We start from the raw sequence: 26,998 nt of genomic DNA on the forward strand, positions 1-26,998 counted from the left end.
CCCGATCAACTGTGCTTTTGCCGCTGAAAGAGATTGTTCCTACCCAGTTAACCCTTCACGCGTTAGAATGAAAGCATAATCAACAGGCTGTCTCAGAACGTAAATTCACTCTTAACTTACTGATTGCAATGAAAATACGATTCCTGTCCGCAAATGAGCTAAAGCTGGCCGAGGTGCGTACCATCCTTGAGCCGGTGGGCGTCGAGGTTCTTCCTATCGCACGTCGTATCGAAGAGATCCAGACGGAAAATGAAGTTGAACTGGTGCGCGATAAGCTCACTAAGGCGTTCTCGATTATTGGTCGCCCACTGTTCGTTGAACATACCGGATTGTATCTGGACGGCTTAAATGGCTTACCGGCCGGTCTGACGCGCATCTTCTGGAGCCGCCTCAATGCCGAACGGTTTACCAAACTGGTGAATGGTTTGGACAGTCCCTGCGTCACGGCGAAAACCGTGCTGGGCTACTGCGACGGACAAAAAATGTATCAGTTTGAAGGTGAGCTGCGCGGCACTATTGCCACTAAGCCTGCCGGTCCGCAAGAGTTTCAGTGGGACTGTGTGTTTATCCCTGAAGGCCACACGCAAACCTTTGCCGAAATGGGCGAATTAAAAAATGAGATCTCCATGCGTCGCCTGGCGCTGGATCGCTTCGCTACCTTCTTGAAAACATCGCGGGGACTGGCATGAAACCGGAGCTCAAACGCGCCTACGACGCCGGTAAACTGATCCTGTTTGCGGGTGCAGGTATCTCGCGCAATCTTGGCCTGCCGGAGTGGCATGAGTTGATTGCCCATTTGGCTAAAGAGTTGGGTTACGACCCGAAGATTTTCAATACTTACGGCACGCATCTGTCGTTAGCCGAATATTATAAGCAGCGGAAAGGTTCACTCGGGCCGCTGCGTAGCTGGATGGATCGCGAATGGCATCGTCCGGATATCGACGTACGCAGTTCTGAAATTCACACCATGATCACCCAGGGCAATTTCTCACGCATCTATACCACCAATTATGACCGCTGGCTGGAGATGGCGCATGAAGCGCATAACGTGCCTTACAGCAAGGTAGCCAATGCCGCAGACCTGGTGTCATTGACCGAGGATAAACGCCACATCATTAAGCTGCACGGCGATTTCGACGACGATACCTCGATTGTATTGGATGAGAGCAGCTACTTTGAGCGCCTCTATTTCGATTCGCCGCTCGACATTAAATTGACGCATGACGTGATGGGTAACTCGGTATTGTTTGTCGGCTACAGCATCAGTGATTTCAATATTCGTCTGCTATTCTACCGCCTGACAAAAATGTGGGGTCGAACCGGACTGGCCACCGCGCGCCCCAAATCCTATCTATTCACCAACCGTAACAATCCGGTGGCGAAAGAGGTGCTGGGACAGTGGGGCATTGAGATGATCGTTTCTGAAGAGGACGATCCGCGCAAAGCGCTGGCGCTCTTCCTGGAAGAATTACTGGCTTAAGGGCAGAAAGTGATTGCCTGAAAAAGTTTGATCAGAATATACTGTATATAAATACAGTCAATCGAGGTGCATCATGGCAGTCGAAACCAAATATGTTGTAGTCAGAAAGGGTGAAGAGAAGATGACGTTTGCCAACAAAAAAGACGCGGATGCCTGGGACAAAATGCTCGATATGGCAGACGCCTTTACCGATTGGCTGCAACAGCATCAGCCAGCTCTGGATGAAGCGCAGGCCGAAGCATTGGGTCTGCTGTTGGCTGAACAGAAAGACGCGGTGCAGCATATCCTGCGTACCAGCAAACTCCCGGACGTGGTGAAGAGTGACGCGGCGGAAGTTGCCGAACCTGCTGAGCTTATTGAGGCGTCTGCGGAACCGGATGCTGAAGCGGCAGCGCCGGAAAAGAAAGTCCGCGCGGTTAAAGCAGCCTGATATCACTCCACGCACACACTGTAGCGGCGCAATTTATTGCGCTATCTTTCAATGGGCACGGCGTCGCCATTGATACGCGCGATAAATCGCGCCGCTACGAAACGTGCGGTGATTTAGCTAAGTGCTTATTAACAGATTCATGCGCACCGGCGCGTTTTAACGTTTGATCTGGTAGCGGGTGCTGCGCCCGCCGCCGGGTAATTTCTCCAGACAGCCTTTCATCACTAATTCCGCTAAATGGCGCGTCGCCGTGGCTTTACTCACTTTCGCCACCTTCTGATATTGGCCGGCGCTGATGCCATCGCTAAAGCCCTGTTCACCGCCATCCAGTAAACGATTCAACACGCGGGTTTGTTCCGCACTTAGCTCGGCCGCATTGTGCATCAACCAGAAGCGTGCTTTATTTTGCGTGCGCGTAACGGCCTCCAGCGCGTGCTCCAGGCTGTCATTCAGCACATCGAAAAACCACAGCAGCCAAGCCGTAACGTCCAGTTCACCACGCTGCGTCTCCTGCAGGATGCGGTAATAATCTACACGTCGCGTCAGAATCGACGCCGACATGGCATACAAACGGATGCTTTGGCTATCGGCCTGCGCCAGTGCCAGATCGGTCAGGGCGCGGGTGATACGTCCGTTGCCATCATCAAACGGGTGCAGCGTGACAAACCACAGGTGGCAAAGCGCGGCGCGTAGCAGCGGATCAAGTAGAGGATCTTCGCGGCTATGATTAAACCAGCGGACAAATTCGTTGAGCTGCGCTTCCAGCCCGGCGCGCGGTGGCGCTTCGAAATGCACTGTTGGCCGATCGATACGGCCCGAAACCACCTGCATCGGCTCTTCACCGCGCAGCGTTCCGACATTCAATCGCTTGAACGTCCATTCACTTGCGGGGAACAACCAGCGATGCCACTGGCACAAACGTGGCAGCGTGAGCGCTTCATCGCGCTGAGTGATGGCGTCCATCATCATGGTTGCCAAACCTTCTGAACGTTCGGAAACCGGATAAGGTTGGTTGAGCGAAACGCCCAAACGGCGCGCAAGAGACGATCTTACCGACTGCGCATTGACGCGTTCATCCTCAATCGCTGAGGATGCCAGGATGTTACTCAGCAGCGTATCCAGCGTCTGTTGATCGCTATTATCTTGCACGCTGGCGCGCCCCAGCAATACGCCACGTTGCTGCTGCAACTGGCGTAAGCGTGGCAATAATTTTTCATCCTGCCAGCGGAACTGCGGCCAGTCAGGCAGCTGCCAAATCCACATCATGAAGTTGCTCCGGAGTCGCATGAGTCGAATAGCGATGCTATTCGACTCAGTTAGTGAGCTGAATAATAGCCTGTAATCGGCTCATTAACCAGAAGGAAAGGAGCGGGTTGGTGATGAGAGAGAATCAGTGATTAGAAAATTTCGGCAAAAGTAATATCGGTAACGCGCTATACAAATTTATCCCAGAAACTATAGGGAAAATAAGCGGATAAAAAGTGCCGAATATTGCGCATATTTACCAATTAATCCGGCGAAGTGGTTAATGAATTCTAAAATTTACAGCGAAGTTAAAAAATATTTGTACCTGTGATTATTAATGGCAAAGGGAAACATATTTTGGATATCGCAAATCGAATAACCAGACTTTCGCTCTGGAATATCTTGTTCGCTACGGTTTTGCTGCTGCTCGGCATTGCATTAGCGGCAGGCGGCGGCTGGCTGGTCGCGCTAGGGGGTAATTGGTATTACGTACTGGCGGGGATAGGTTTAGTTATCTCTGCCGTGCTGATCTTCATGAAACGCACCAGCGGTGCAGCCTTGTTTACGCTGGTGTTTGTCGGCACGTTAATCTGGACCATTTATGAATCGGGTCTCGACTATTGGCGTTGGGTGCCGCGCTTCGCACTGATGCTGATATTGGGCATCTGGTTCGCTTTCCAGCTGCCTAATCTGGCGCCACGCGTCAGTCGTGGCACCTCACGCGTGCTGGCGAGCGTGTTAATTGTCGCTTTCATCGTCGCCGCTGCGCTGCCGTTTGCCCCGCTGAATGAAACGCCGGCCAGCAACGTTCCAGCGGCCGGCTCGGCCAACTTTATGGCGGATACCGGTAGCGGCAAAGCCTCCACGCCGGACAGCGGCGACTGGTATACCTACGGCGGATCGCTGGCGTCTCAGCGCTTCGTCAATGCCAGTCAAATCACGCCGGACAACGTCAAAGATCTCAAGCTGGCGTGGCAATTCCGTACTGGCGATTTGCCTAAGGCGCGCTGGGGCGGGGAGAACACGCCAATTAAAGTGGGCGATACGCTCTACACCTGTAGCGCGCGCAATAGTGTGTTTGCCCTGGATGCCAGCACCGGTAAGGAGAAATGGCACTTTGATCCTAAAGTTAGCGATAAATCCATTCCTTATACCGCGGCCTGTCGCGGGCTGACATGGTATGACAGCCAAACCAACAGCCACGTCACCGCCGGACAAAACAGCGCAGTGACGAGTGCGCCAGCCGGCGATAACAGCGATTGCCAGCAGCGCATCATTCTCGGCACGCTGGACGCACGCATTATCGAACTGAATGCGCAAACCGGTGAAGTCTGCCGCAGCTTTGGCAATCAAGGCACGGTAAATCTGGCTGAAGATATGGGCGAAACCTATGACGGCTATGTGGCGATTAACTCCGCGCCGGTGGTGATCCGCGATACCTTAGTAGTGGCGCACCAAACCATTGATGGTCAACGCGCATTTGGCCCACCGGGCGTGATCAAAGCGTACGACGTGCGCACCGGTCAGTTGAAGTGGGCGTGGGATGCGGCAGCACCGGATACCGCGACGCCGAAAACCGGGCCGCATGCCTATAAACGCGGTTCGCCCGATGTCTGGACCTCGTTCACCGGTGACGACAAGCTCGGACTGGTCTATTTGCCGGTGGGCAACGCTTCGGGGGATTACTGGAGCGGCACGCGGACAGCGGCGGAGAACAGGTATTCGGTATCGCTGACGGCACTGAATATCGACACCGGTTTACCTGCCTGGTCATTCCAGACAGCGCACAAAGACGTGTGGGATTACGATCCTGGCTCGCAGCCTACGCTGGTGGATTATCCGGATAAAAACGGTGGCAAAATCCCGGCTATCATCATGCCGACCAAGCAGGGTGAGATTTACGTGTTGGATCGCCGCACTGGTAAATCACTGTTTGGCGTCGAGGAGCGTAAAGTCACCGGCGGCGGGATTGAGCCGGATCAGCGCTCGCCCACGCAGCCCTATTCGCTGTTCCATCATCTGAGTAAGCCGGATCTGACGCCGCAGGATATGTGGGGCTTAACCCCGGTTGATCAGCTGGTATGCCGCATTCAGTTCCAGAAGGCCAGCTACCGTGGCCAGTACACGCCGCCGGAAGCCGATCGTCATTCGATTGAGTATCCGGGCTACAACGGCGGTTCTGACTGGGGCAGCGTTGCCGTGGATCCTACTCGCGGCATCATCATTGCGAACTACAACGATATGCCGAACTACAACATTCTGGTGCCACGCGCCAAAGCGGATGCGTTGGGCTGGAAACCGCGCGATGAGATTCCTTACAATCCACACGATGAAGGGCATGCGGAAGGCGCCGGCGATCCACAGATTGGCGTGCCTTATGCGGTCAACGTCAATGCGGGCTGGCGCTTGCCGTTCACCGGCATGCTGTGCAAAGAGCCCCCGTACGGCGGCATTCGCGCCATTGATATGCGTGATGGTCGCACCATTTGGGATCGTCCGCTCGGCACGGCGCGTCGTAATGGTCCGTTCGGTCTGCCGACCGGTTTGCCGATTAATATCGGTACGCCGAATAACGGCGGTTCAGTGGTGACATCGAGCGGATTAATCTTTGTTGCCGCAGCAACCGACGATTTGATTCGCGCTATCGATATGCAAACCGGCAAGCAGGTGTGGAGCACTGAATTGCCTGCGGGTGGCCAGGCCAATCCGATGATCTACACGCAGAATGGGCGTGAATATCTGGTGATTGTCGCTGCCGGTCACCACTTTATGGAGACGCCGGTTGGCGATTACGTGCTGGCCTATGCGTTGCCGGAGAAAAAGTAACGCTTAAAGAAAAGACCGGCATTGGGCGCTGGCCTGATGCCGGTCGCCCTTTCAAAAGCGCACATTCCGTAGCGGCGCAATTTATTGCGCGATAAATCGCGCCGCTACGGAATGTGCGATGATTCGATTCCGCGCTCTGATCCGACCTCCTTCGCCATCAAGTTCCCCCGCCGCGCGCCGATAGTCTCTTCAGAGGGATGTACGCGCACAGGGAGTGGTTCTGATTACCGAAAAGTGTCAACTCCAGGAGCGCCATAATGGCCAAACACGCATCACCTAAGAAAACCATGAGCACCCGCACGCAGATGCTGCTGACGGGCGCCTTAACTATCACGCTCGGCTTTGCCGTAACCATCGGCGTGCTGAGCTGGCAATCGAGTAACGAACAAAAGTCGCTGGCCGAAAACTACCTGCAACAGATCGCGCAGAGCCAGGCGCTGCAAATTCAGCATCAACTCAGCTACGCGCGCGATGTTGCCCACAACCTCGGCCATAGCCTGATCGCGCTGCCCGCAGCGGGCATTCAGGATCGTAAGGTCGCCGACAAACTGATGGAGTCGGCACTGCGCGACAATCCAGACTATCTCTCGATCTCGGTGATCTTCGAAGAAAACGCCTTTGACGGCCGCGACGCGGAGTTTGCCGCCCAGCCGAATGCGGCGCCAAAAGGTCGCTACGCGTTTTTTGTCGATCGCGACCAAACCGGCAATTTCAACCTGCATCCGCTGACCTCAATCTTCACGCCAGGTCAGGGCGATTACTATTTGCTGCCGCAGAAAAGCCAGAAAGACACGCTGATTGAGCCTTACAGCTACGCCTACAACGGCGTGCCAACGCTGCTGACGTCCGTCGCGGCACCGATTGTCAGCCAGGGCAAGCTGTGGGGCGTAGTGACGTCGGATATTTCGCTGGCTTCGCTGCAGGAGAAGGTGAATAAGATCAAACCCTGGGAAGGCAGCGGCTATGCAATGCTGCTTTCCAGCGCCGGTAGGGTGGTTTCCTACCCGGACAAAAGCCAGACCAGCAAAGCGTGGAAGGGCGATACCCACAACTACAGCAACAGCGTAACGGAACAACACGATGCGTTGCTCGGTGAAGATGCGCTGGTGACCTGGCAGCCGGTGACAATCGGTAACAGCGATCAGCAATGGTATCTCGGCGTGGTGGCGCCGGTGAGCAAAGTGATGGCCGCCGCGCATCGCCAGCTGATCCACGCGGTAATCCTGATGATCATCAGTATTCTGGTGGTGTGTACGCTGCTTGGCATGCTGTTTAACCGTAAGGTGCTGAAACCCATTGGTGGCGAACCGCTGGAGGCGGCAACCATCGCGCTGGCGGTGGCCGATGGCAAACTGGATAACGTCATCACCCTGAAAGGGCGCGATAACAGCAGCTTGTTCTATGCGCTGCATACCATGCAAAACCAGCTGCGTGAGATCGTTGGGCAGATTCAGGACGCCAGTTCATCGGTACGTCAGGGCGCGGGTGAGATCGCCAGCGGCAACCTGAATCTGGCATCACGCACTGAACAGCAGGCTGCCGCGTTGGAGCAAACTGCTGCCAGCATGGAGCAGATCACCGCGACGGTGAAACACAACGCCACCAATGCGCATCAGGCGACAACGCTGACCGATAACGCTACGCACATCGCCAGCCGTGGAGAAACGCTGGTGGGTGAGGTGGTGCAAACCATGGCGCAGATCGACGACAGCGCGAAGAAGATTGGCGATATCACGGCGATTATTAATAGCATCGCCTTTCAGACCAATATTCTGGCGCTGAACGCCGCAGTTGAAGCCGCACGCGCCGGTGAGCAGGGGCGCGGTTTTGCCGTGGTGGCATCGGAAGTGCGGAATCTGGCGCAGCGCAGCGCCAATGCGGTGAAGGATATCGGTGCGCTGATTGAGGAGTCGACGCAGCGCGTTGGTAGCGGGGTGCAGCTGGTGCAGGATGCCGGCAGAACCATGCAGGAGATGACGCAGGCGGTAAATTCGGTGCGCACCATCATCGGTGAAATTGTTATTGCCTCCGATGAACAAGCGCGCGGTATCAGCCAGGTCACTATCGCAGTCAATGAAATGGACAGCACCACGCAGCAGAATGCCGCGCTGGTGCAGGAGATGTCCGCCGCCGCCAGTTCGCTGGAAGATCAGGCATCGCAGCTGGCGAACACCGTTGGGCGTTTCCAGCTGAGTTGATGTCTTAAGCGTTTGGCACCCGTTCCTGGGTGCCAAACCGCTGTCGGTACTGGCCAGGCGTGATGCCGGTGAGTTTACGGAATATTTTACGGAAGGCGGAAGGATCGCTATAGCCAATTTCCCAGGCGATCTGATCGACAGCACGATTGCTCAGCTCCAGCGCATCGCGCGCTTTCATAATACGCACCTGCTGCAAATAATCCGTTGGGCGCATGCCGGTCGCTTTCTGAAAATGACGCAGGAAAGTGCGTGGCGTCATGCTTGCCAGCTCGGACATGGTCTCAATGCTGTGCTGTTCCGCATAGCGTGCATGCAGGTGATGCTGCGCGCGCAGAATCTGACTATCCCCGTGCTCAAAGTTAGGAATGAAAGCGGAATAGGTACTTTGTTCACGTCGCGGCGGATCGACAAGCAAGAAGCGCGAAGTGGCTAACATGGTGCCGGTGCCTAACACTTTTTCGATCAGCGTCAAACCTAAATCCGTCCATGCCAGTATCCCGCCAGCGGTAATAATATCGCCATCGTCGATAACCATATTTTCTACCGCCACCTCAACCGCCGGAAAACGCTCTGCCAGCGTCTGCGCAAACGCCCAGTGCGTGGTGGCGCGGCGATGATCGATCAGCCCGGTTTCAGCCAGCACAAATGCGCCGGCGCATACCGAACACAGGGTAACACCCGCGTTATACAGTTCGCTCATCCAGGCGGCAGGCACCTTCATCGGCACCATCCTGGCGGGCACCACCAGGCTTGGCGGCGCAATCACGTAGCTTAAACGATGCGGCGTATCAGGATGACTATCCCAGACGCACTGCATGTGATCGCTGTTTGGGTCTATCTGCCAATGCGATACGCGGATGGTTCGTTTGCGTTCCTCTCCGGAGATATTCTCCGCCCACTCTGCGGCGATCCTGAACATATCGGTCAGCCCATATATCGCCGCGAGCTGGCAATCGGGATACATCACCAGGCCGACCTCGGCAACAACGTGGTTTTCAGCTGATTTCATCATTTGTCACTTACGGCCCTTAATGTGTCATTAATGACAATATTACACCTTGCCGTTTTCCCTGACAATGCATCCATCGAACAGCAATCAGCGTTAACAGGGATTGAATATGTCAGGTGCAGTGATTGAACAGTTAGCGATTTCACGACGAAGTTTATTGATTCTTGGCGGTACGCTGTCAGCCAGCATCGGGCTGGCGCACTCGGCCTTCGCCACCGGTTTAACATCATTATCATCACAGTCTGGAGATTCTAAAATGAGCAACGGCATCATCACTACTAAAGACGGTACCCGCATCTTCTACAAAGACTGGGGCCCAAAAAACGCACAACCGGTGGTGTTTCACCACGGCTGGCCTTTAAGCGCCGATGACTGGGACAACCAAATGTTGTTCTTCTTAGCCGAGGGTTACCGCGTTATCGCCCACGACCGTCGCGGACATGGGCGTTCCGATCAAACCGACAGCGGCAATGATATGACCACTTACGCTGCCGACGTCGCGGAACTGGCCAGGGCGTTGGATCTGCGCAACGCCATCCATATTGGTCACTCCACCGGCGGCGGCGAAGTGGCGCGTTATGTGGCGCACGCTGAGAAAGGTCGGGTGGCGAAGGCGGTATTGATGGGCGCGGTGCCGCCAATCATGCTGAAAACCGCAGCCAATCCGCAAGGTTTACCAAAGTCGGTGTTTGATGGTTTCCGCTCGGCGCTGGCAGCCAACCGCGCGCAATTCTTTATCGATGTGCCGGCAGGACCGTTCTACGGTTTTAATCGTCCAGGCGCGAAAATCAGCCAGGGATTGATTGATAACTGGTGGCGTCAGGGCATGGCGGGCGGCGCCAAAGCGCAATACGACTGTATCGCTGCCTTCTCTGAAACCGATTTTACCGAGGATCTGAAAGCGATTGGCGTGCCGGTGTTGGTGCTGCATGGTGAAGACGATCAGGTGGTACCGATTGATGACTCAGCACACAAAGCCATCAAATTGCTGAAGCATGGCACGCTGAAAACTTATCCGGGTTTGTCACACGGTATGTTCGCGACCCATCCTGAGCAGATTAACCCCGATCTGCTGGCGTTTGCTAAAGCGTAATTATCCTCTCATGAGCCGGACATCCGTCCGGCTTTTAGCTTTTTGCGTTCATTTTGCTGTAAGCCGAGGGCGTCATACCGGTTACCCGGCTGAACACACGCCGCATGACATCTGCACCCGAGAATCCGCACTGCAACGCCAGCGCTTTTGCCGGCAGTGATTTTTGCTCCAGCAGTTGTTTGGCTTTGGCGACGCGTTCGCGCTCCAGCCATTGTCCTGGCGTCATGCCTATCGCCTGGCGAAACAGCCGCGTCATATGGCGCTCACTGATCGCCATATGTTCTGCCATCATTGCTACCGTTTTGACCTCTGCCAAATGGGAGATCGCCCAGCGCTGTAGCTCCTGCAACGCCGAGCGGCCATTAAGCGATGCGCCGTTGCTGCGCATAAAGTGCGTCTGATTCACCGGACGGCGGAAAAACATCACCAGATGCGCGGCAATCTCCATCGCCACGTCGCGTCCCAAATCCTCCTCAACCAGGCGCAGCGCCAGATCCAGCCCGGAAGTCACGCCAGCCGCGGTGCGCACACGTCCATCGGCAACGCATAACGCATCGGCATCTACCGTTATCTCGGGATAAAGCGCCGCCAGCAAACCCGCGCACTCCCAATGGGTGGTGACGCGTTTGCCCTGCAGCAAGCCAGTGCGAGCCAACAACAATGCGCCGCTGCAAACCGATCCGAAACGCTGGCTGCGCTCGCATAAACCGGTTAGCGCGTGCAGCGTGCTTTCATCGGCGGCGAAATCGGCAATGCCCGGCGCGCCCGCAATCAGTAAGGTGTGTGGCGTAAAGTTGTCGCTATTTTCCAGCAGGAGATCGGCATTCAACCTTACGCCGGAGGAAGCCTGAACTTCAGCATCGGTGACGGAAATAATCCTTGATGAGTAAACCTGGCGCTTAAGCAGGCGATTGGCTTCGGCGAAAACATCCAGCGGGCCGCACACGTCCAGCAGCTGAACGCCCGGTATTGCCACAATCGCGATCTCATGACTCATTCTCTTTCTCCTGTCCCAAAACAACGCAATGTCCTTAATCATCTTTATTGAACACTTCAAGACATTTAGCTTGCGCTTTATTCTGGCTGTAGACAACCCACAGGAGAGAGAACATGAGTTTGAACATTACCGGCATCCGCATCCCGGATAGCAAAATGGCGCGCGAAGCGACAGAATTTGTGCGCGATACCGAATCAGAGTTGCTGTTTAACCACTCCAGCCGCGTGTATTACTGGGGCGCGCTGGCTGGACAGCAGCGCGGACTCAGCGTGGATAACGAGCTGCTGTATATCGGCTGCATGTTTCATGACATTGGGCTGACGCATGAACATTGCAGCTGTGATAAACGTTTTGAAGTTGATGGGGCAAATGCCGCACGAGATTTTCTGCAAGGATACGGCATCGCCACCAGCGATATCGACAAGGTGTGGACCGCCATTGCGTTGCACACCACGCCGGGAATTCCCGAGTTTATGGCGCCAGAAATCGCGCTGGTTACCGCTGGGGTGGAGATGGATGTGCTGGGCATTGGCTATGAGCAATTTGCTGAGGAGCAGATTGGCGCGGTGACGAGCCGCTATCCGCGTTCGACGGCGTTTAAAGAGGAGATCATCCAGGCGTTCTACGATGGCATCCGGCATAAACCGGACACCACCTTTGGTAATGTCAAAGCCGATGTGATCAAGGACAAACAGCCTGAATTCTCGCCGCTCAATTTCTGCAGTGTAATACGTCAGTCTCGCTGGCAGGGCTAAGTGACGCTTTGGCTCTGCTGCTCATCGCTGGGAAACCCTGATGTGCACGTCGGGCAATCGCTAATGCGACCAACAGCAATATGAGGATCGCCCACGGGAACGATTCGGAACCGGCATGCTTGAGCAGCAATCCGCCGGTTAAACCGCCGAGGGCGATGGCGCTGTTCCATGTTACGACATTCATCGAGAGCGCGACGTCGGCATATTCACCGGCAGCATCGGCCAATGCCGTCTGGAGCAGCGTCGCGGCACCGCCGAATGTCAGCCCCCACACGGCGACGCCTACATAGATCACGCCGGGTGTTAACGTGATCAAGCCAAACACCAGCGCTACCACCGCAAAGATCGACAGGGATAACAGCACCGCTTTGCGCAGATGGGTATCGATGATTTTGCCGGTGATGAAAATCCCGCCCAGCGCGGCAATGCCAAAGATCAGTAGCACCAGATCCACTCGCGTCGCCAGTCCCGCCGAGGCAATAAAGGGTGCGATATAGGTATAGAGAATGTTATGTGCCAGCATCCACGCCAGCACCACGCCAAGCACGGCGCGTACGCCGGGCAGACGTAATACCGCCGCGAGCGGCATTGTTTGCTTCGCGGAATGGCCGGGATAATTCGGCACGGCCAGCAGTATCCAGCCAATCAGGATGATCGACAGCCCCGACATCACGGCAAAAGTCAGACGCCATCCAAGTAACGATCCCATCCAGGTTCCCGCTGGAACGCCCAATGAGAGCGCAATTGGCGTGCCTACCATGGCGAGTGCCAATGCACGTCCCTGCAGCGAGGGAATCACCATTCTGCGGGCATAGCCCGCAATCAAACTCCACGCTAAGCCCGCCGACGCCCCGGCTAAAAATCTCGCGATTAAAATGAGGGTGATGTTAGAAGAGACGGCGGTGAGCGTATTAAAAACCAGAAATCCACCGACGGTGCTCAACAAAACCACGCGGCGCGACCAGCTTCGTGTCAGCAGCGTCAGCGGAATCGCTGCGATCAGGGAACCGGCGGCATACGCGGTAACCAGCTGACCCGCCAGCGCAGGCGAAATAGCCAGTCCCTGACTGATTTGCGGCAGCAAACCAGCGGGTATCGTCTCCGTCAGAATACAAATAAAGCCCGCCATCGCCAGCGCCAGCAGCGCCAATATCGGCAGTTGCTGCGCTTCTCCATGTTTATCTAATTTCATCGTTAAGCCTTTAGGTGAGTAAGAACAACGCCATCGCGCAATATCAATATATGTATCGATCGGTATTTATATTGCGTAGAGCTGCTGTACGTTGTCAATGAATTCTGTATCGATTAGTATAAATAGTGGAGGAGTTGATGATGAGAACAGGCAGACCAAGACAATTTGACCGGGATGAAGCGGTAGTGAAAGCCATGCACCTCTTTTGGCAAAATGGCTACGATTCAACCTCGCTCGCGCAACTGAAAGCATCGATAGGCAAGGGGATAACCGCGCCAAGCTTCTATGCCGCGTTTGGATCGAAAGAAGCACTGTTTGCTGAAGCGGCGAACTGTTATCTGCAAACGCATGCCCAGGTAACGGAAGCGTTGTGGGATACCCGCTTACCTGCCCGGCAGGCGCTGGAGACGGCGCTGCTGAACTCCGCCAGAATGCAGTACGATCCTTCGCATCCGCGCGGATGCATGGTTGCGCTCAGCGTGATGTCATCCTGCGCCGAAGAGAATCGTCACGTGCTGAAACCGCTTGAGGCGTCGCGCATGCGTACCGGTGCAGGCATTAAGCATTGCGTTGAGAGAGGCATCAGCAGCGGTGAGTTGAAAAATGATGAGGAGACGCTGACACTGGCGGTCAGCTTCAACAGTTTTATGCTGGGCATCTCAACGCTGGCGCGAGATAACGTTCCCCTCGTGGAGGTTGAGCGGGGCATCGCGCAAATGATGAGATTGTGGGATGCGTCGCGGCGCTGATGTGCTTTACATTCCAGCGCGCATTGAAGCCTCAATGCGCGCTGGCGATCTGAGTGAGCGCTTTACTCTTTACGCTGCAGGGTAATGCGAGTTAACTCCGATGGTCGGCCTAAGCGAACCGCCATACCCGGCCAAAGTGCGGTTCCGTTGTTGACATAGAGTTGCATGCCATCCACCTGATACAACCCCGAGACAAAACCCGCGTTAGGTTTGGCAAACAGCCGGTCAAAGCCCACAATCAGGCCGCCGTGCGTATGTCCGGACAGCTGCAGATCGATGTTCTTCACGGCGTTTTGCCGTGCATTGCGCGGCTGGTGATCGAGCAGAATTACCGGCGCATTTTCCGGTGCACCTGCCAGCGCCAAATCTAAATCCGGCCCCACGGCACCGCGACGTGAAGCTGAGGTATCCGGCATGCCGGCAATCACCAGCTCTGCGCCATGGCGGTTAATTACGGTATGGCGATTAAGCAAGGGTTCGAGTCCCAGCGATGCCAGATGCGCGGTCCAGCGCTCCTGCTCGAAGAAATATTCATGGTTGCCGGTGATGGCAAAAACACCATCAGGCGCATGTAAATCACGCAATGGCTCCACGTCCGCGCGGCGATTGTGCAACGTGCCATCAATCACATCACCGGTCACCAGAATCAGATCGACATCCAGCGTCATGGCTTTCTGCACCAGCGCGCGCGTCCACTTCTCATTGAACAGTTTGGTGATGTGCATATCGGTCAGCTGCAGCAGCTGATAGCCTTCGAACTCACGCGGAAGATCTTTAATGGCGATGGTCACATCTTTAACCGGCGGAACGCGTATCGCCTGATAAACGCCGACGGTGGCAAGGATGAAAGCAAAAGCCGCCGCCACATAACGAATTGCCGGCACGATTTCAAACGGATGAAGGAATAACAGCGAGATCAGCGCCACCACATCAATCACAAACTGGGTGAGCGCGAGAAACAAAACGGCGCTAAAACCCCAGTTGAACAGAATGACGATGGCGCGGGGCATTTCCGGCGAGAACATGCTGCCGGAGGTAAATCGACTGACCAGCAGATACTGTGAAGCCAGTAACACCAGCAGAGAGAGAACAATTTTTAATAGCAACGGCATCGCTAACGGGAATATAAACCGCGCGATTACATACCAGCTCGGTATGCTGAAAATCAGATGAAACATCATTCACTTCCCTGGTTTAAGGGCGCTGTTTCAGCGCAAAAAAATCAATACGCAGTGTAGTCTTTACTGATTAGTATGATGGCTTCGCACGTGCTTTTTTTGCGCGTGGTTCACCACGGAGGATGCATGACACGCCAGCAGCTGTTCGACTACATTCATCAGCACTATCAGGTAGAACCCGATTATCCCTGGAAAAAACACAGTGAATACGCGGTGCTGCGTCATCCGCGACATCGCAAATGGTTTGCGCTGGTGTTCCCGCTGGAGAGCCACAAACTCGGTTTGCCGGATGGCCCGGTGATCGACGTGATGAACATTAAAACCCGGCCCGAACTGAATGGTTCGCTGCGTCAACAGCATGGCGTCTATCCGGCTTACCATATGAATAAAGAGCACTGGCTCAGCATCACGCTGGAAAACGGCTTGCCGGATAGCGAGATTTTAGCCTTGCTTGACGACAGTTTTAGTCTGACGTTTTAGCCATGCTGCGTGACGTTGTCACTATGCGTGTTAACGTGAGCGACGCGATGGCATCATGCGCAATAACGTATTGTCTTTGAACAGATAATGGTGCGCTAATGCGGCAACCGCGTGAATGCCAATCAGCCAATAGCCATAAGGCGCGAGGGTTTCGTGCCAGTCTGCAATCATGTCAGCAAAATCGGGATCGGGATCGCCACTCACCGGCATCGGGATGCCGAAAATCCACCATGTGCGGCCCATATAGAAGCGCGACAAAATGCCCAGCGTCGGCAATACGATGAAAAACAGGTAGATTGCCAGATGCATCAGATGTGCCAGGCCGGTTTGCCAGTGCGGGGGCTTGGGTATTATTGCCGGGCTACGATGACGAAAACGCAGCATCACGCGTGACAGCATCAGCACCAGCACACAACTGCCGGCGCTGAAGTGACCAATGATCATCGCGAAGCCTTGCCATGAACCGCGCGTCGCCAGTCCACGAAATTCCATGGTGCAATACGCAGTGACGACCAACAGAAAGGTCAACCAGTGAAGAAGTATTTGCGACGGGGCGTATTTATTGCTCATCTCTAATCCGTGACAATGCCGGGCGGGAGGCATACTTTAACGGAAAAAGCGCTGAATTAATTCATATTTTGACACATCGATAACCGCGAATTAACTTCCCGTTTCGCTTGCCACCAGCAGTTGACTGAGCAGAGATTGCAGTTGCTGCTGCTGCGCATCATCTAGCGTGCTCAGCAACTGGTTTTGCGTTTGCGTATGCACTTGCAGCGCCTGCTCAATCTTTGCGAGGCCAGCGTCGGTGAGCGCCACCAGCGTGCTGCGCTTATCATCAGGATCGGCGATACGCATTATCAAACCCACGTCTTCCAGTCGATTGAGCCGATTGGTCATGGCGCCCGAGGTCACCAGCAAGGATTTATACAGCTGCGTCGGCGATAAGCGATAGGGCGCACCTGCGCGCCGCAGCGTCGCCAGCACATCAAATTCGCCATCGCGGAAACCAAAAGGTGCCAGTGCCGCCGCGCGGGTTTTCGCCAGATGCTGCATGATGCGCAGCATGCGACCAAACACCGCCATTGATGATGCATCCAGCTCCGGCATAGCGCTGGCCCACTGTTCCATTACAAAATCAACGTGATCCGCCAATCTGATTCTCCATTCATTAACTTTTATACATTTTGCACCATCCGTAGCGGCGCGATTTATCGCGCATCTCAATGACGGCTAAATGCCCATCCAGGCATTGCGCAATAAATTGCGCCGCTACGATTGGTATGTGTTATTCAGCCTTGCCCTCCTAACTTTCAATTTGTTGCTTTGTGCGCAGGGGCTATTGCTTTCGCGAAAAGTATCTTAACGTTAAGATACTTTTAATGTGCAAGGAGTTGCAAAGTGAATCGTACTTTACCTGCGGTTGGGATGTTTGCCTTACTGGTTTTTGCTATCGCGCTGAATCTGCGGCCGATAATGGCGGCGATGGGGCCGCTATTTCCGCTGCTGCAACAGGACGCGCAGCTTAGCGCCACGCAGCTAAGTCTGCTGACTACCTTACCGGTGATCATGATGGGATTAGCGGCGCTGGCCGGTCCGCTGCTGCTGCGTACGCTGGGCGAAGTGCGTGGCATAGCGGCGGGATTGCTGTTACTGGCGCTGGCCAGCCTGGCGCGTGGATTCGATCAATCCGCCACTGCATTGATTGTCAGCGCGCTGGTGGCGGGTTGTGGCATTGGCTTAATTCAGGCGTTGATGCCGGCGCAGATTAAACGTCACTTCGGCGTGAAAGCGGGCACGCTGATGGCGCTGTTCACCACCGGCATCATGGCAGGGGCAGCGATTGCGGCAGCCAGTGCCGTGCCATTGGCGAACGCCCACGGCTTGGCGGTAACGCTCGCAATTCCGCTGTTACCCGCTGCGATTGCACTGCTGTTGTGGTTGATAGGTTCGCCCGGCAGCACGCCAGCACAACACCGCACCGCTCCCCGCGCGGATCGCGCACGCCGTGCCTGGCTGCTGATGACCTTTTTTGGTATAGGTACCGGCGCTTATACCTTAGTGCTGGCGTGGCTGCCGCCGTTTTATATCCAGCACGGTTGGCTGCCGGAGCAGAGCGGTTACGTGCTGGGGGCTTTAACGCTAACCGAGGTGGTGGCGGGGTTTGTGCTGTCGGCGCTGATTCACCGCTTCCGCGATCGTCGCCGTCCGCTGCTGGTGGTCTTGGCCCTGATTTTGTTGGGTTTGATCAGCCTGATATTACTGGGCGGCGCGCAGGTGTGGCTGCCCACCTTGCTGCTGGGATTGGGCATCGGCGCGTTGTTCCCGCTTTCGCTAATTGTCACGCTGGATCATGCGCGCACGCCAGAAGAGGCGGGCGCGCTGCTCTCCTTCGTGCAGGGCGGTGGCTATTTGCTGGCAGCGCTAATGCCGCTGATTGCCGGCATGGTGCGCGATCGCGCCGCATCGCTGGATAGCGCGTGGGCAATAATGAGCGTGGGCATTGTGCTGCTGATGGTGATGGCGTTACGTTTCAAACCGCAGCAATAAAGAGTGTGATAAAACGTGGGGCAGTTTTTCGATAACCTCAGGTCGTCATTTATGACGACCTGGCAAACAAGGAGCACATATGTCGCCACAAGTGGGCATCGGCGTGTTAATTTTTCGCGATGGGAAACTGTTGTTAGGACAGCGTAAAGGTAGCCATGGCGCAGGGGATTGGTCCGCGCCGGGCGGCCATCTGGAATTTGGTGAGGCGCCGGAAGCGTGCGCGCGACGCGAAGTGCTGGAAGAAACCGGCTTGCAACTCGGTGAGGTGCAAAACGGCGCCTTTGTGAGCGATGTGTTTCCCGAGGTCAACAAGCATTACATCACGCTGTTAATGGTGGCGCAGGACGCTAGCGGCGAGCCGCAGCTGATGGAGCCGGAGAAGTGCAGCGGCTGGCACTGGTTCGCGCCCGAGGAATTGCCTGAACCGTTATTTGCGCCGCTGCGTAGCTGGATTACGCGTGATGGACTGGCGGCGCTGCAGGCGCTGGCGCGCGTTACAGCGCGATAATCGCCTCAATCTCAATCTTCAAATCGGGCGAAAACAGTTGGCTGATTTGCACCAGCGAACTGGCGGGCAGATGGTCGCCGTAGTGCTTAAACAGGACGCTGCGTAATGCGGTGATCTCATCAAATGAGGTGATAAAAATAGTCACCTTGATAAGGTCCTGTAGCGAGCGTTTTTCTTCTGCTGCGATGGTGTGCAGTTGCTGGAAAATGACTTCCGCTTGCGCGGCGATATCAGCTTGCTGCGCTGAGGTACCAAACGCCGTCAAGCCAGACACATACAACGTATCGCCATGCTTTACCGCGTGCACATACGGCGCTTTGACTTCACCTAATTGCGCATAGTTTTTACGTACTAGCATCTGTTTCTCCTTTAACAATGTTAAGTACCATCACCGTCACATCTTCATTAGCAATCTCGCGCTGTTCCACATCCTGCCAGCCGAAGCGGCGATAGAGCGCTTGCTGGTCGGGTGTATACAGCCACAGCGCCGTGATGCCACGCAGACGCGCTTCGGCAATTAATTGCGTCACCAAAGCACTCGCCAGGCCTTTGCCACGATGTTCTGACGCGGTAATGACCTCGCCGAGCCAAAACTCGCGCTCGCTGAGATCGCCTAATTCGTAGTGGATGATGCTGGCGGTCGCCATTAACTCGCCAGCTGTGGTGGTCGCTACCAGCGTGACCGTTTTAGCCTGTTCCGCGTTGCGTGCCTGCAAGCGCTGCTGAATAACAGACGCATCGCGCCAGTTTGGTAAATCTGACCATTCACGATGCAACATCTGGGTGACCGCATCGAATAACTGTGGCTGCTGCGCCAACGGGCTGATGTGCATGCAGAGTCCTAAAAGTGAGCAGGCGAGAGTGACAACATAGCGGTTAGCTATTGATATTGCCAAACAAACTGCGCAGCACGCTGGCGCCCGGCATCATCTGCTGAATACCCTGTTCCAGCATATCGCCTGCTTGCTGCAAGGCGTCCAGCGGCATCGCCGGTAAACGCTCCAGCACGAACCACATCTGCGTCTGTTCAATGCTGAGACGCGTGCGCACACCCTGACGCCAGTTCCAGCGCCGACAGGTCACGCCCGTCTCATCGCGCCAGATTACTTCGCCCGGCTCCGGGGATTCATGGCTTAGCACGCCTTCTTTATAGACATCGAACTGTTCGCTGCCAGCGGCGCGAGTTAAGCGCGGATTGCCAACGTAAGCCGCTACGTTCTCGCCGCCTACCGGAATGGCGAAACGAACGCTCACTGCATTATAGAGATCAACGATGGGATCGATGGCGGCCATGCTGCCGTCACGCTGCACGCGCTTGCGCAACGCATCCGCCGAGCAGGGCGTGCGCTTGGGTTTGGCACCAAAGCGCTTAAACATCTCCGCCCATTGCGATAAATGTTCTTCGGCCCAGGGAAAATCCTGCTCCAGCATGTCGCGACAGGCGCGCGTCAGCGCCTGTTCTCCCACCTGCGGATGTAACACCGGCGCAGCCTGTACCTGAAGACTGAGCGCGGTGAACTCGGGGGCCAGTTCAGAAACAGAAGGATCGATTGACGGGTTAAAGGCGAACATAACATAATCCTGTAATGACTAATTTATTCCATGATAGTGACCGATGAAGACCAAAGTCAATAAACTGACCGAAACGGGTGCTGATATCGACTTTGTTAGCGCGGCCGTCTCCACCAGCGTCAAAACCTACCGCCAACAGCAAAAGTTATCGCTGGACGAGCTGTCGCGCCGCGCGGGCGTGAGTAAAGGGATGTTAGTGGACATTGAGAAAGGAAGCGCCAATCCCAGCATCGCCATTTTGTGCAAGGTTGCGGCGGCGCTAGGTTTGTCGGTGGCGGATATCGTCAACGTTACCGCCGATCCGCTCGCGCATTTAGTCGCAGAAACGGACATTCCGGTGCTGTGGCAGGGCGCAAAAGGCGGCACGGCGCGATTGCTGGCGGGCACGCAAGGGCCGGACATGATTGAGCTGTGGCGTTGGCAGATGTTTCCCGGCGAACAGTTTGTTTCACCGGGCCATCCACAGCGCACTTATGAACTGCTGCACGTTGAGCAGGGCGAGCTAACGCTGACGGTTGATGAGCAGATATTGCGGGTGCCGCGCGGCAGCTCTGCGGTGGCCAAAACCGCTGCGCCGCACAGTTACACCAACCTCGGCGAGCAGCCGCTGATTTTCACCATGGCCGTCGCCGAGATTCACAGTTAACCTGGCTGGTTGGCTAACGCCACCGCATCTTCACCGGCCGGAATGCGCATCGGCGCATCGGGATCGGTTGCCGCGCGCCACACCGCTTCAGCAACATCGCTCGCTTTGGTGGTCGGCTGGGGCTGTTGCATCGCGTTAAACACGCCATCAAGCAGCGGCTGATACGGTTCAAGCTGGGTGTTTTCCATGCGCGGCATCGCGTTCTTGCCGAAATCGGTGGTGGGAGCCAGACCCGGCAGCACCAGACGCACGTTGATGTTGAACGGTTGTAGCTCCAGCGCCAGCGATTCGGTAAAGGCATTCACCGCGGCTTTGCTGCCGGTGTAAACCGCCAGCAGCGGTAAGGATTTCAGTGTGACCGTCGATGTCACGTTGATAATGGTACCGCTCTGCCTGGCACGGAACTGCGGCAGCACAGCCTGCGTCAGTGCAATCGTACCGAGCGTGTTAGTTTCAAAGACGTCGCGCACGGTCGACATTGGCGTGCCTTCCAGCGAGGTCAGCACGCCAATTCCAGCGTTATTCACCAGCACATCAATATCACCCGCTGCGGCGATAGCCTGCTCGATACTGGCCGCATCGCTGACATCCAACTGCAGCAAACGCAGATTATCTGCAGCGGGAAACAGGTCGGCACGCGGATTGCGCATGGTGGCGATCACGTTCCAGCCGCGCTCGAGGAAATAGAGCGCAGTGGCGTGACCAAAGCCGGAAGAACAGCCGGTGATTAGAATCGTTTTCATCTTTCACTCCTGCATTGCTTTAGGGTAGATGACCACTATAGAGTCAATGTGCTGGACTCACTACAATGCAGAGTCCTACTTTCATTAGCAGGAGTCCAAATGATCGATCCCTTAGCTGAGATGGTTTCGTTGCTACAGCCGCAAGCAGCTTTCTCCAAGCGTGCGCGAGCTAATGGCCGCTGGCGCGTGCATCGCAGCGAAACCGGCCAACCGTTCTATTGCCTGGTGCTGGCAGGCCGCAGCCAACTGAAGATGAAAGGACATGCGCCAATAACCCTTGAGCAGGGCGACTTTGTACTGATTCCGGCCGCATGGGAATTTTGCATGACCAGCGCTGAACCACCTGCCGACGATGCGCCAGAAACCGTGCCGCAGATGCTCGCACCCGGCGAGTTCTGGATTGGCGATCAACAGCAGCCAGCCGACGTGGAAACCTTAATTGGCTATTGCCAGTTCGGCGCGCCCGATGCTGGATTGATCGTCTCGCTGCTGCCGCAGTTTATTCAGGTGCGCGGTGAATCCCGTTTGACCACCTTGGTGCAATTGGTGATGAACGAATGTCGCGCGCAACGGCCGGCGCGCCATGTGGTGCTGGAGCGCTTGCTGGAGCTGCTATTAATAGAGGCGCTGCGATCGATGCCGATCTGTAATGCGTGTCCGGGCGTAATGGGCGGATTAGCCGATGAGCGCCTGGCGGCAGCGATCCGCGCTATTCACGCTAATCCCGCGCACAGCTGGACGGTGGCAGAACTGGCTAAAGCCGCTGCGCTTTCGCGTTCCGCTTTCTTTGTGCGTTTTCGGGCTGCAGTTGGCGTCGCGCCGATGGTTTATCTGCTGACATGGCGCATGGCACTCGCGAAAGATCTGCTGCGTGGTAAAAACATGGCGGTAGCCGAAGTGGCGGAGCGCGTCGGTTATCGCTCTGCCAGCGCGTTCAGCGTGGCATTCAGCCGCTACGTCGGCCAGCCACCTGCATGGTTTGCGGCCGAGGCAGAACAAGATGTTTAGCGATAAAGCTTCAGATTGCCGGTTAAACGGGTGATTTTTTTCTTGTGACCGATCAAACCCAACGCCACCAACTCAATATGATCGCTGTGCGCGTTGGCAATACGTTCGCCATATTCCTCATAGGTTTTACAGGATTGTGCCAGCGCGCTGAACGGCATCGCAAAGATCTGGTTATCGACGCCGCTTATTTGCTGCAACTCGCGCAGGTAATTGCCATCAGCCAATAACACCGGCAGCGGCGCGTAAATAACGCCAGGATAGCTCACGCCATCCTGGCTCTGCTGGTCCGGCCCCACCAAATTGCCTATCAATTTTCCAAAACTAATGCCGATAACGCTACAAGCGTTCATTGCCAATCCTGCGGGCAGTTGCTGATCAATCACGATGGTGCAGCGATGGGTGTTTGCGTAGAAATTCATGATACAGCCTTCACTTTGAGTGGGTTTAGAGGTGCGCGGTTCAGCGAATAATGCTGGTCTGCCTGGTGCGCATAAATGCGCACCCTTCGACGTAGGGTCGCCATTCATGGCGACTTCCACGCAATGATTCTGATGGCAATCATCAAGTGAAAAGTATGCGGCAAGGAGAAAGAAAAGTGCTTGCGGAATGCATTGCAAAAAGGACGCGTTAGGGATAAAAAATCCCTAAACCGCAAATCTACGGAAAGGATCATCCTGTTATGAGCTTAAGCAAGACAGATATTAGAATTCTTCAGCAGTTGCAGCAGGACGCGCGCATCACCAACCAACATCTCGCCGACGAAATTGGCCTCTCCGCATCCCCCACCTGGCGCAAAGTGCGCAAGCTGGAAGAGGATGAAGTGATTCAGGGTTATCGTGCGGTACTTAATCGAAAAAAAATTGGCCTTAATGTGATGGTGTTTGTGCGCGTCACTATTGATAGCCACAGTGAAGCCGAAGCGCGTAAATTCGAACAGGAAGTGATGTCGCTGGATAATGTGGTGTCCTGCTACAGCATCGGCGGCGATGCCGATTTCTTATTGCAAGTGGTGGCGGCAGATATGGATGCGTATGCCGACTTCGCGATGTCGGTTATTCGTAGACTGCCAGGGATAAAAGAGATGCAGAGTATGTTTGTGCTGAAGGAGATAAAGGGAATGGCGGCCTGGCCTTTAGTATAATATTAGTATTTTTAGATTGAATGATATACTAGGCTTAATTAAATGTTATTATCAATCAATCAATCAATCAATCAATCAATCAATCAATCAATCAATCAATCAATCAATCAATCAATCAATCAATCAATTAATTAATTTAACATTTATTAAAAAAACAGAATAATGAGGATTCGATGAGCAAACTCAATTTTGCAAAAGGATATATTAAATTTGAGGATCTATATGTTGCATATCGGAAAGCTAAATCAGAAGCCTTTTACGATAGTTTTCATTCTAATGCAATTTCTTTTGCAAATTTCGAAAGTGATTTTAATCATAAATTGAGTGCGTTATTTTTAAATGTCACTGATAAAGATAATGCTAGGTGGGATGACATAGAATTTATCGGTGGATTTAGGTATGCACCAAAAGCACTAAGCGATAAAGAATGGGTTAACAAAGATAGTATTTATTATAGATCAATAAACCCGATGGAAGATTGGTGGCAAAGATATAATGATAATGATCAGAAAAAGATCACTCCAGATTACAGGCTAATTATGACGCCAACAACTAATTTTCAGATAATTTCTGCACTTTGGATATTGAAGGTTGGTCATAAGTTTGATGAAAAATTAGATAAGGCTTTATCGTATGGTAATAGATTAAGACGGCAATATCATGAGCTTGATATCAACGATACAATGAATGGGCCTATCAACACCGAATCACCGGGTTTATTTAATCCATATTTTATTGCATATAAAAAATGGAGGAGTGATGGCTTAGACTCAATGAGGGGTTTATTAGAGAGTAATTTCCCAGTTACTGCAATCACTATGGATCTTGAAGGTTTTTATCATAACGTTTCACCATCCTTCTTATTACAAAAAGAATTCTTACATGAAATAGGTGTTGAATTAACTCAAGATGATATTTTATTTACTAGATTGTTTATTAGTTCATTAAAGAAATGGCATATTAGTACGTTAAACTCAAATGGATCAAATGTTAAGAGGAAAAACTATTCTCTACCAGTAGGTCTTTCTGCTTCAAAAGTAATATCCAATGCTTTGTTATATGAGCTAGATAAACAAATGCGTGAAGACCTAAAACCTGCTTACTACGGACGTTATGTGGATGATATATTTATTGTTTTTAAGACACCTGTGGGTTGTGATGGCGGGAATTCAGTATTATCATATATTGAAGAAAACATTGAGTGTATAAAAATTACCAATGAAAATAAGAAACAGTATGATCTTAGTATCGGATTTAAGTATGCTAAAAGTTGCAACTTAAAGTTTGGAGCAAATAAACAAAAGATTTTTAATCTTTCAGGCAAGCATGGGCTAGATTTTATTGACCAAATTTCTTCACAAATACAAGCTCAATCTAGTGAATATCGTATGCTTCCTGAGCTGCCGGAAAACTCGGTGGAAATGGCCAATAAAACTCTTTTAGCTTCATCAGATACATCTTTAATTCCAGATGCATTGAGAAAAGCAGATGTGGTTTCTATCCGCCGGTTAGGCTTAGCATTATTGTTGAAAGATATTGAAAGCTATACAGCCGATCTGTCTGCTGCATCGTGGATTAATGTCCGACAAGAGTTTTATGGTTTGGTTGATCGCTATTTACTAACGCCAAAAGGGATTTTTGATTTATTTGTTTATATACATAGAACATTTAAGTTAATGATAGTAAATAATGATTTTGATTTTTCTCTAGATTTCATAAAAAAAATAAATAAATGCTTTGATCTTATTGAGAAAACGTCAGGGACATTGGCTGATGAAAAACTGATTAGTTGTAAAAAATATCTTCACGAAAGACTATATGATTCAGCAATACAGTCTGCTACAGTCCGAGGATTTGATGGTTGGAGTAAGTTAAAAAAAATAACTGACGAGCTGACAAGACTAATTGGTAATAACCATATTGAGCTTTCAGAATACGAGTTAAAAAATTTATGTCTAAATGTCTTACATGCCGATTTTGGCTACAGACCATATAAAGATTATTGGCATTACTCACAAAAAGATAACTTTGATAATCTTTTAATGTCTGAAAATGAAAGTTTCAATCATGTTCTAAGACTGAATTTAATTGATAAATTTTGTAAAGAAACGCAGCTGAAAACGCCACACTTACAAGCATTAGTTTTTCCAACAAGACCTCAAACAATACAGGAAATTGCTTTTATTTGCCCGAAAGTATTAGAAGATGTGATTTTTTTTAAAGATAGTATATTTGCTTTAAGAGGCGCTGGCACATATTTTAATGGTAATGTTGGTTATTCAAAGTCTGAAAGTGGAGTGGTTTCAATTAACATACCTAGTTCTCATTATTTAACTGTCAAGGTTGCGCTAACAAATTTTTTAACTGAAGATAACCAATATGAATTAACGCTTGAGGGAAAGTGTGATGAATCTTTAGAAAGATATAAAAAGATAAATAAATTGATAAATGATATTTTGAAATGTAATGAGCCATCTGATTACATTGTTTTCCCAGAGTGCTCCATCCCTTTGCGATGGGCGATTAATATATCTTATCGGCTTGGAAGACAGAAAAAATCATTAATAGCAGGTATAGAATGCTATGTTGACACTAATAATAGCAAAATAATAAGAAATGATTGTTTGCTTTCCTTAACTACTGTATGGCCTGGTTATGATAGTAATTTTCTAATTTTGCAATCTAAAAACTCTCCGTCGCATGGAGAAAGGAAAGCGTTAAGTGACTCTGGTTTAATGTTGTATTCATCTTCCTTAAGTAATAATGAGAAATTCCCTACATATAAACATGGCGGCTTTCACTTTGGAGTAATCTTGTGCAGCGATCTGACAAATCCGTTGAATAGAACAAGATATCAAGGTTTAGTTGATTGTTTATTCGTTTTAGAATGGAATCCTGACGTTAAAACTTTTAGTTATTTAATTGAAGGCGCTTCTCATGACACGCATTCTTTCATTGTCCAAGTAAATAATAGAAAGTATGGTGATAGCCGTGTTCGTGCACCTTACAGAGCCGATTTTAAAAGAGATACCGTAAGAGTAAAAGGGGGAGTGTCTGATACATATGTGATAGCCGAAATAAAATATGGTCCATTAAGAGAGTTTCAAAAAAATGGGGATATGACAGATAGTGACTCTGAATTCAAACCTGTTCCAGTAGGGTTTGAAATGTGTAAAACAAGAATGTAAATACGACGGT

At 52.6% G+C, this 26,998-nt stretch carries 27 protein-coding genes; 15 read left to right on the top strand and 12 right to left on the bottom strand.

What is annotated here, in order from left to right:
- Positions 1 to 128: 128 nt before the first annotated feature.
- The 3 genes from AC790_RS23040 to AC790_RS23050 all read left to right on the top strand — a co-directional run bounded on the left by AC790_RS23040 (position 129) and on the right by AC790_RS23050 (position 1,910).
- Positions 129 to 689 carry a non-canonical purine NTP pyrophosphatase gene (locus tag AC790_RS23040; protein ID WP_009128449.1) on the top strand — a complete coding sequence of 187 codons (561 nt, stop codon included), beginning with the start codon at positions 129 to 131 and terminating at the stop codon, positions 687 to 689.
- Positions 686 to 1,480 carry an SIR2 family protein gene (locus AC790_RS23045; RefSeq protein WP_008108794.1) on the top strand — a complete coding sequence of 265 codons (795 nt, stop codon included), beginning with the start codon at positions 686 to 688 and terminating at the stop codon, positions 1,478 to 1,480. The genes AC790_RS23040 and AC790_RS23045 overlap by 4 nt, the downstream gene beginning before the upstream one ends.
- Before the next feature lie 73 nt (positions 1,481 to 1,553).
- Positions 1,554 to 1,910: a YebG family protein gene (locus AC790_RS23050; protein ID WP_049853355.1), complete on the top strand. Its 357-nt coding sequence runs from the start codon at positions 1,554 to 1,556 to the stop codon at positions 1,908 to 1,910.
- A 156-nt stretch (positions 1,911 to 2,066) separates the two neighbouring features.
- Here AC790_RS23050 and AC790_RS23055 read toward each other — a convergent pair whose 3' ends face one another.
- Entirely contained in the window at positions 2,067 to 3,176 is a 1,110-nt protein-coding gene (locus tag AC790_RS23055; RefSeq protein ID WP_049853356.1) for a Fic family protein, read from the bottom strand.
- A 381-nt stretch (positions 3,177 to 3,557) separates the two neighbouring features.
- Between AC790_RS23055 and AC790_RS23060 the strand changes: the two genes are divergently transcribed.
- Entirely contained in the window at positions 3,558 to 5,981 is a 2,424-nt protein-coding gene (locus tag AC790_RS23060; RefSeq protein WP_235440769.1) for a membrane-bound PQQ-dependent dehydrogenase, glucose/quinate/shikimate family, read from the top strand.
- A 257-nt stretch (positions 5,982 to 6,238) separates the two neighbouring features.
- The gene (locus tag AC790_RS23065; protein WP_049853357.1) at positions 6,239 to 8,179 is read left to right on the top strand and encodes a methyl-accepting chemotaxis protein; all 1,941 of its coding nucleotides are present in this window, start codon (positions 6,239 to 6,241) and stop codon (positions 8,177 to 8,179) included.
- Positions 8,180 to 8,183: 4 nt separating this feature from the next.
- Here AC790_RS23065 and AC790_RS23070 read toward each other — a convergent pair whose 3' ends face one another.
- Positions 8,184 to 9,191 carry a GlxA family transcriptional regulator gene (locus AC790_RS23070; RefSeq protein WP_235440770.1) on the bottom strand — a complete coding sequence of 336 codons (1,008 nt, stop codon included), beginning with the start codon at positions 9,189 to 9,191 and terminating at the stop codon, positions 8,184 to 8,186.
- Between the two features lie 253 nt (positions 9,192 to 9,444).
- Between AC790_RS23070 and AC790_RS23075 the strand changes: the two genes are divergently transcribed.
- Positions 9,445 to 10,281, top strand: a complete 837-nt coding sequence (locus tag AC790_RS23075; protein WP_049853474.1) for an alpha/beta fold hydrolase — start codon at positions 9,445 to 9,447, stop codon at positions 10,279 to 10,281.
- 34 nt (positions 10,282 to 10,315) lie between these two features.
- On the opposite strand, the gene AC790_RS23080 is transcribed toward AC790_RS23075, so the two are convergent.
- A complete protein-coding gene (locus tag AC790_RS23080; protein WP_049853358.1) occupies positions 10,316 to 11,278 on the bottom strand; it encodes a GlxA family transcriptional regulator in 963 nt (320 codons plus the stop codon).
- A 113-nt stretch (positions 11,279 to 11,391) separates the two neighbouring features.
- Between AC790_RS23080 and AC790_RS23085 the strand changes: the two genes are divergently transcribed.
- Positions 11,392 to 12,033: an HD domain-containing protein gene (locus AC790_RS23085; protein ID WP_049853359.1), complete on the top strand. Its 642-nt coding sequence runs from the start codon at positions 11,392 to 11,394 to the stop codon at positions 12,031 to 12,033.
- Here the strand turns inward: AC790_RS23085 and AC790_RS23090 are convergent.
- The gene (locus tag AC790_RS23090) at positions 11,990 to 13,225 is read right to left on the bottom strand and encodes an MFS transporter (RefSeq protein ID WP_049853360.1); all 1,236 of its coding nucleotides are present in this window, start codon (positions 13,223 to 13,225) and stop codon (positions 11,990 to 11,992) included. The two genes, AC790_RS23085 and AC790_RS23090, sit on opposite strands and share 44 nt — an antisense overlap.
- A gap of 137 nt (positions 13,226 to 13,362) precedes the next feature.
- Here AC790_RS23090 and AC790_RS23095 point away from each other — a divergent pair, with 137 nt between their 5' ends.
- Positions 13,363 to 13,974: a TetR/AcrR family transcriptional regulator gene (locus AC790_RS23095; RefSeq protein WP_049853361.1), complete on the top strand. Its 612-nt coding sequence runs from the start codon at positions 13,363 to 13,365 to the stop codon at positions 13,972 to 13,974.
- 62 nt (positions 13,975 to 14,036) lie between these two features.
- On the opposite strand, the gene AC790_RS23100 is transcribed toward AC790_RS23095, so the two are convergent.
- Positions 14,037 to 15,152, bottom strand: coding sequence for a metallophosphoesterase (locus AC790_RS23100; RefSeq protein ID WP_049853475.1), 1,116 nt, complete (start codon positions 15,150 to 15,152; stop codon positions 14,037 to 14,039).
- A gap of 126 nt (positions 15,153 to 15,278) precedes the next feature.
- Between AC790_RS23100 and AC790_RS23105 the strand changes: the two genes are divergently transcribed.
- Positions 15,279 to 15,632 carry an MmcQ/YjbR family DNA-binding protein gene (locus AC790_RS23105; protein WP_049853362.1) on the top strand — a complete coding sequence of 118 codons (354 nt, stop codon included), beginning with the start codon at positions 15,279 to 15,281 and terminating at the stop codon, positions 15,630 to 15,632.
- A gap of 30 nt (positions 15,633 to 15,662) precedes the next feature.
- On the opposite strand, the gene cybB is transcribed toward AC790_RS23105, so the two are convergent.
- Both cybB and AC790_RS23115 read right to left on the bottom strand, forming a co-directional pair.
- On the bottom strand, positions 15,663 to 16,202 hold the full coding sequence (cybB, locus tag AC790_RS23110) for a cytochrome b561 (RefSeq protein WP_009128419.1): 540 nt from the start codon (positions 16,200 to 16,202) through the stop codon (positions 15,663 to 15,665).
- A 90-nt stretch (positions 16,203 to 16,292) separates the two neighbouring features.
- Positions 16,293 to 16,787, bottom strand: coding sequence for a MarR family winged helix-turn-helix transcriptional regulator (locus AC790_RS23115; protein ID WP_049853363.1), 495 nt, complete (start codon positions 16,785 to 16,787; stop codon positions 16,293 to 16,295).
- Between the two features lie 246 nt (positions 16,788 to 17,033).
- Between AC790_RS23115 and AC790_RS23120 the strand changes: the two genes are divergently transcribed.
- Positions 17,034 to 18,182: an MFS transporter gene (locus tag AC790_RS23120; RefSeq protein WP_235440771.1), complete on the top strand. Its 1,149-nt coding sequence runs from the start codon at positions 17,034 to 17,036 to the stop codon at positions 18,180 to 18,182.
- A 79-nt stretch (positions 18,183 to 18,261) separates the two neighbouring features.
- Positions 18,262 to 18,690 carry an NUDIX hydrolase gene (locus AC790_RS23125; protein WP_049853365.1) on the top strand — a complete coding sequence of 143 codons (429 nt, stop codon included), beginning with the start codon at positions 18,262 to 18,264 and terminating at the stop codon, positions 18,688 to 18,690.
- Here AC790_RS23125 and AC790_RS23130 read toward each other — a convergent pair.
- From AC790_RS23130 to AC790_RS23140, 3 genes are read right to left on the bottom strand one after another with little or no spacing between them, the layout of a single operon-like run.
- Positions 18,677 to 19,048: a RidA family protein gene (locus AC790_RS23130; protein WP_049853366.1), complete on the bottom strand. Its 372-nt coding sequence runs from the start codon at positions 19,046 to 19,048 to the stop codon at positions 18,677 to 18,679. The two genes, AC790_RS23125 and AC790_RS23130, sit on opposite strands and share 14 nt — an antisense overlap.
- Positions 19,035 to 19,523 carry a GNAT family N-acetyltransferase gene (locus AC790_RS23135; RefSeq protein ID WP_049853367.1) on the bottom strand — a complete coding sequence of 163 codons (489 nt, stop codon included), beginning with the start codon at positions 19,521 to 19,523 and terminating at the stop codon, positions 19,035 to 19,037. Before AC790_RS23135 ends, AC790_RS23130 begins: the two co-directional genes overlap by 14 nt.
- Before the next feature lie 43 nt (positions 19,524 to 19,566).
- Entirely contained in the window at positions 19,567 to 20,262 is a 696-nt protein-coding gene (locus AC790_RS23140; RefSeq protein WP_049853368.1) for a B3/4 domain-containing protein, read from the bottom strand.
- A 43-nt stretch (positions 20,263 to 20,305) separates the two neighbouring features.
- Between AC790_RS23140 and AC790_RS23145 the strand changes: the two genes are divergently transcribed.
- Positions 20,306 to 20,908 carry a helix-turn-helix domain-containing protein gene (locus AC790_RS23145; RefSeq protein WP_049853369.1) on the top strand — a complete coding sequence of 201 codons (603 nt, stop codon included), beginning with the start codon at positions 20,306 to 20,308 and terminating at the stop codon, positions 20,906 to 20,908.
- Here AC790_RS23145 and AC790_RS23150 read toward each other — a convergent pair.
- Positions 20,905 to 21,651, bottom strand: a complete 747-nt coding sequence (locus AC790_RS23150) for an SDR family oxidoreductase (protein ID WP_049853370.1) — start codon at positions 21,649 to 21,651, stop codon at positions 20,905 to 20,907. The two genes, AC790_RS23145 and AC790_RS23150, sit on opposite strands and share 4 nt — an antisense overlap.
- Positions 21,652 to 21,750: 99 nt before the next feature.
- Between AC790_RS23150 and AC790_RS23155 the strand changes: the two genes are divergently transcribed.
- Positions 21,751 to 22,659: an AraC family transcriptional regulator gene (locus tag AC790_RS23155; protein WP_049853371.1), complete on the top strand. Its 909-nt coding sequence runs from the start codon at positions 21,751 to 21,753 to the stop codon at positions 22,657 to 22,659.
- Here AC790_RS23155 and AC790_RS23160 read toward each other — a convergent pair.
- A complete protein-coding gene (locus tag AC790_RS23160; RefSeq protein ID WP_049853372.1) occupies positions 22,656 to 23,078 on the bottom strand; it encodes a DUF2000 domain-containing protein in 423 nt (140 codons plus the stop codon). The two genes, AC790_RS23155 and AC790_RS23160, sit on opposite strands and share 4 nt — an antisense overlap.
- A 260-nt stretch (positions 23,079 to 23,338) precedes the next feature.
- Between AC790_RS23160 and AC790_RS23165 the strand changes: the two genes are divergently transcribed.
- Both AC790_RS23165 and AC790_RS23170 read left to right on the top strand, forming a co-directional pair.
- The gene (locus tag AC790_RS23165; RefSeq protein ID WP_049853373.1) at positions 23,339 to 23,800 is read left to right on the top strand and encodes an Lrp/AsnC family transcriptional regulator; all 462 of its coding nucleotides are present in this window, start codon (positions 23,339 to 23,341) and stop codon (positions 23,798 to 23,800) included.
- 173 nt (positions 23,801 to 23,973) lie between these two features.
- A complete protein-coding gene (locus AC790_RS23170; RefSeq protein ID WP_049853374.1) occupies positions 23,974 to 26,988 on the top strand; it encodes an RNA-directed DNA polymerase in 3,015 nt (1,004 codons plus the stop codon).
- Positions 26,989 to 26,998 lie beyond the last annotated feature (10 nt).

This window comes from Pantoea sp. RIT-PI-b, from assembly GCF_001187905.1.
Taxonomy (GTDB): Bacteria; Pseudomonadota; Gammaproteobacteria; order Enterobacterales; family Enterobacteriaceae; genus Pantoea; species Pantoea nemavictus.

Coding starts and splice junctions, on each gene's coding strand:
- AC790_RS23040 (WP_009128449.1), top strand. CDS start 129: ATGAAAATACGATTCCTGTCCGCAAATGAGCTAAAGCTGGCCGAGGTG.
- AC790_RS23045 (WP_008108794.1), top strand. CDS start 686: ATGAAACCGGAGCTCAAACGCGCCTACGACGCCGGTAAACTGATCCTG.
- AC790_RS23050 (WP_049853355.1), top strand. CDS start 1,554: ATGGCAGTCGAAACCAAATATGTTGTAGTCAGAAAGGGTGAAGAGAAG.
- AC790_RS23055 (WP_049853356.1), bottom strand. CDS start 3,176: ATGATGTGGATTTGGCAGCTGCCTGACTGGCCGCAGTTCCGCTGGCAG.
- AC790_RS23065 (WP_049853357.1), top strand. CDS start 6,239: ATGGCCAAACACGCATCACCTAAGAAAACCATGAGCACCCGCACGCAG.
- AC790_RS23070 (WP_235440770.1), bottom strand. CDS start 9,191: ATGATGAAATCAGCTGAAAACCACGTTGTTGCCGAGGTCGGCCTGGTG.
- AC790_RS23075 (WP_049853474.1), top strand. CDS start 9,445: ATGAGCAACGGCATCATCACTACTAAAGACGGTACCCGCATCTTCTAC.
- AC790_RS23080 (WP_049853358.1), bottom strand. CDS start 11,278: ATGAGTCATGAGATCGCGATTGTGGCAATACCGGGCGTTCAGCTGCTG.
- AC790_RS23085 (WP_049853359.1), top strand. CDS start 11,392: ATGAGTTTGAACATTACCGGCATCCGCATCCCGGATAGCAAAATGGCG.
- AC790_RS23090 (WP_049853360.1), bottom strand. CDS start 13,225: ATGAAATTAGATAAACATGGAGAAGCGCAGCAACTGCCGATATTGGCG.
- AC790_RS23095 (WP_049853361.1), top strand. CDS start 13,363: ATGATGAGAACAGGCAGACCAAGACAATTTGACCGGGATGAAGCGGTA.
- AC790_RS23100 (WP_049853475.1), bottom strand. CDS start 15,152: ATGTTTCATCTGATTTTCAGCATACCGAGCTGGTATGTAATCGCGCGG.
- AC790_RS23105 (WP_049853362.1), top strand. CDS start 15,279: ATGACACGCCAGCAGCTGTTCGACTACATTCATCAGCACTATCAGGTA.
- cybB (WP_009128419.1), bottom strand. CDS start 16,202: ATGAGCAATAAATACGCCCCGTCGCAAATACTTCTTCACTGGTTGACC.
- AC790_RS23125 (WP_049853365.1), top strand. CDS start 18,262: ATGTCGCCACAAGTGGGCATCGGCGTGTTAATTTTTCGCGATGGGAAA.
- AC790_RS23130 (WP_049853366.1), bottom strand. CDS start 19,048: ATGCTAGTACGTAAAAACTATGCGCAATTAGGTGAAGTCAAAGCGCCG.
- AC790_RS23135 (WP_049853367.1), bottom strand. CDS start 19,523: ATGCACATCAGCCCGTTGGCGCAGCAGCCACAGTTATTCGATGCGGTC.
- AC790_RS23140 (WP_049853368.1), bottom strand. CDS start 20,262: ATGTTCGCCTTTAACCCGTCAATCGATCCTTCTGTTTCTGAACTGGCC.
- AC790_RS23145 (WP_049853369.1), top strand. CDS start 20,306: ATGAAGACCAAAGTCAATAAACTGACCGAAACGGGTGCTGATATCGAC.
- AC790_RS23150 (WP_049853370.1), bottom strand. CDS start 21,651: ATGAAAACGATTCTAATCACCGGCTGTTCTTCCGGCTTTGGTCACGCC.
- AC790_RS23155 (WP_049853371.1), top strand. CDS start 21,751: ATGATCGATCCCTTAGCTGAGATGGTTTCGTTGCTACAGCCGCAAGCA.
- AC790_RS23160 (WP_049853372.1), bottom strand. CDS start 23,078: ATGAATTTCTACGCAAACACCCATCGCTGCACCATCGTGATTGATCAG.
- AC790_RS23165 (WP_049853373.1), top strand. CDS start 23,339: ATGAGCTTAAGCAAGACAGATATTAGAATTCTTCAGCAGTTGCAGCAG.
- AC790_RS23170 (WP_049853374.1), top strand. CDS start 23,974: ATGAGCAAACTCAATTTTGCAAAAGGATATATTAAATTTGAGGATCTA.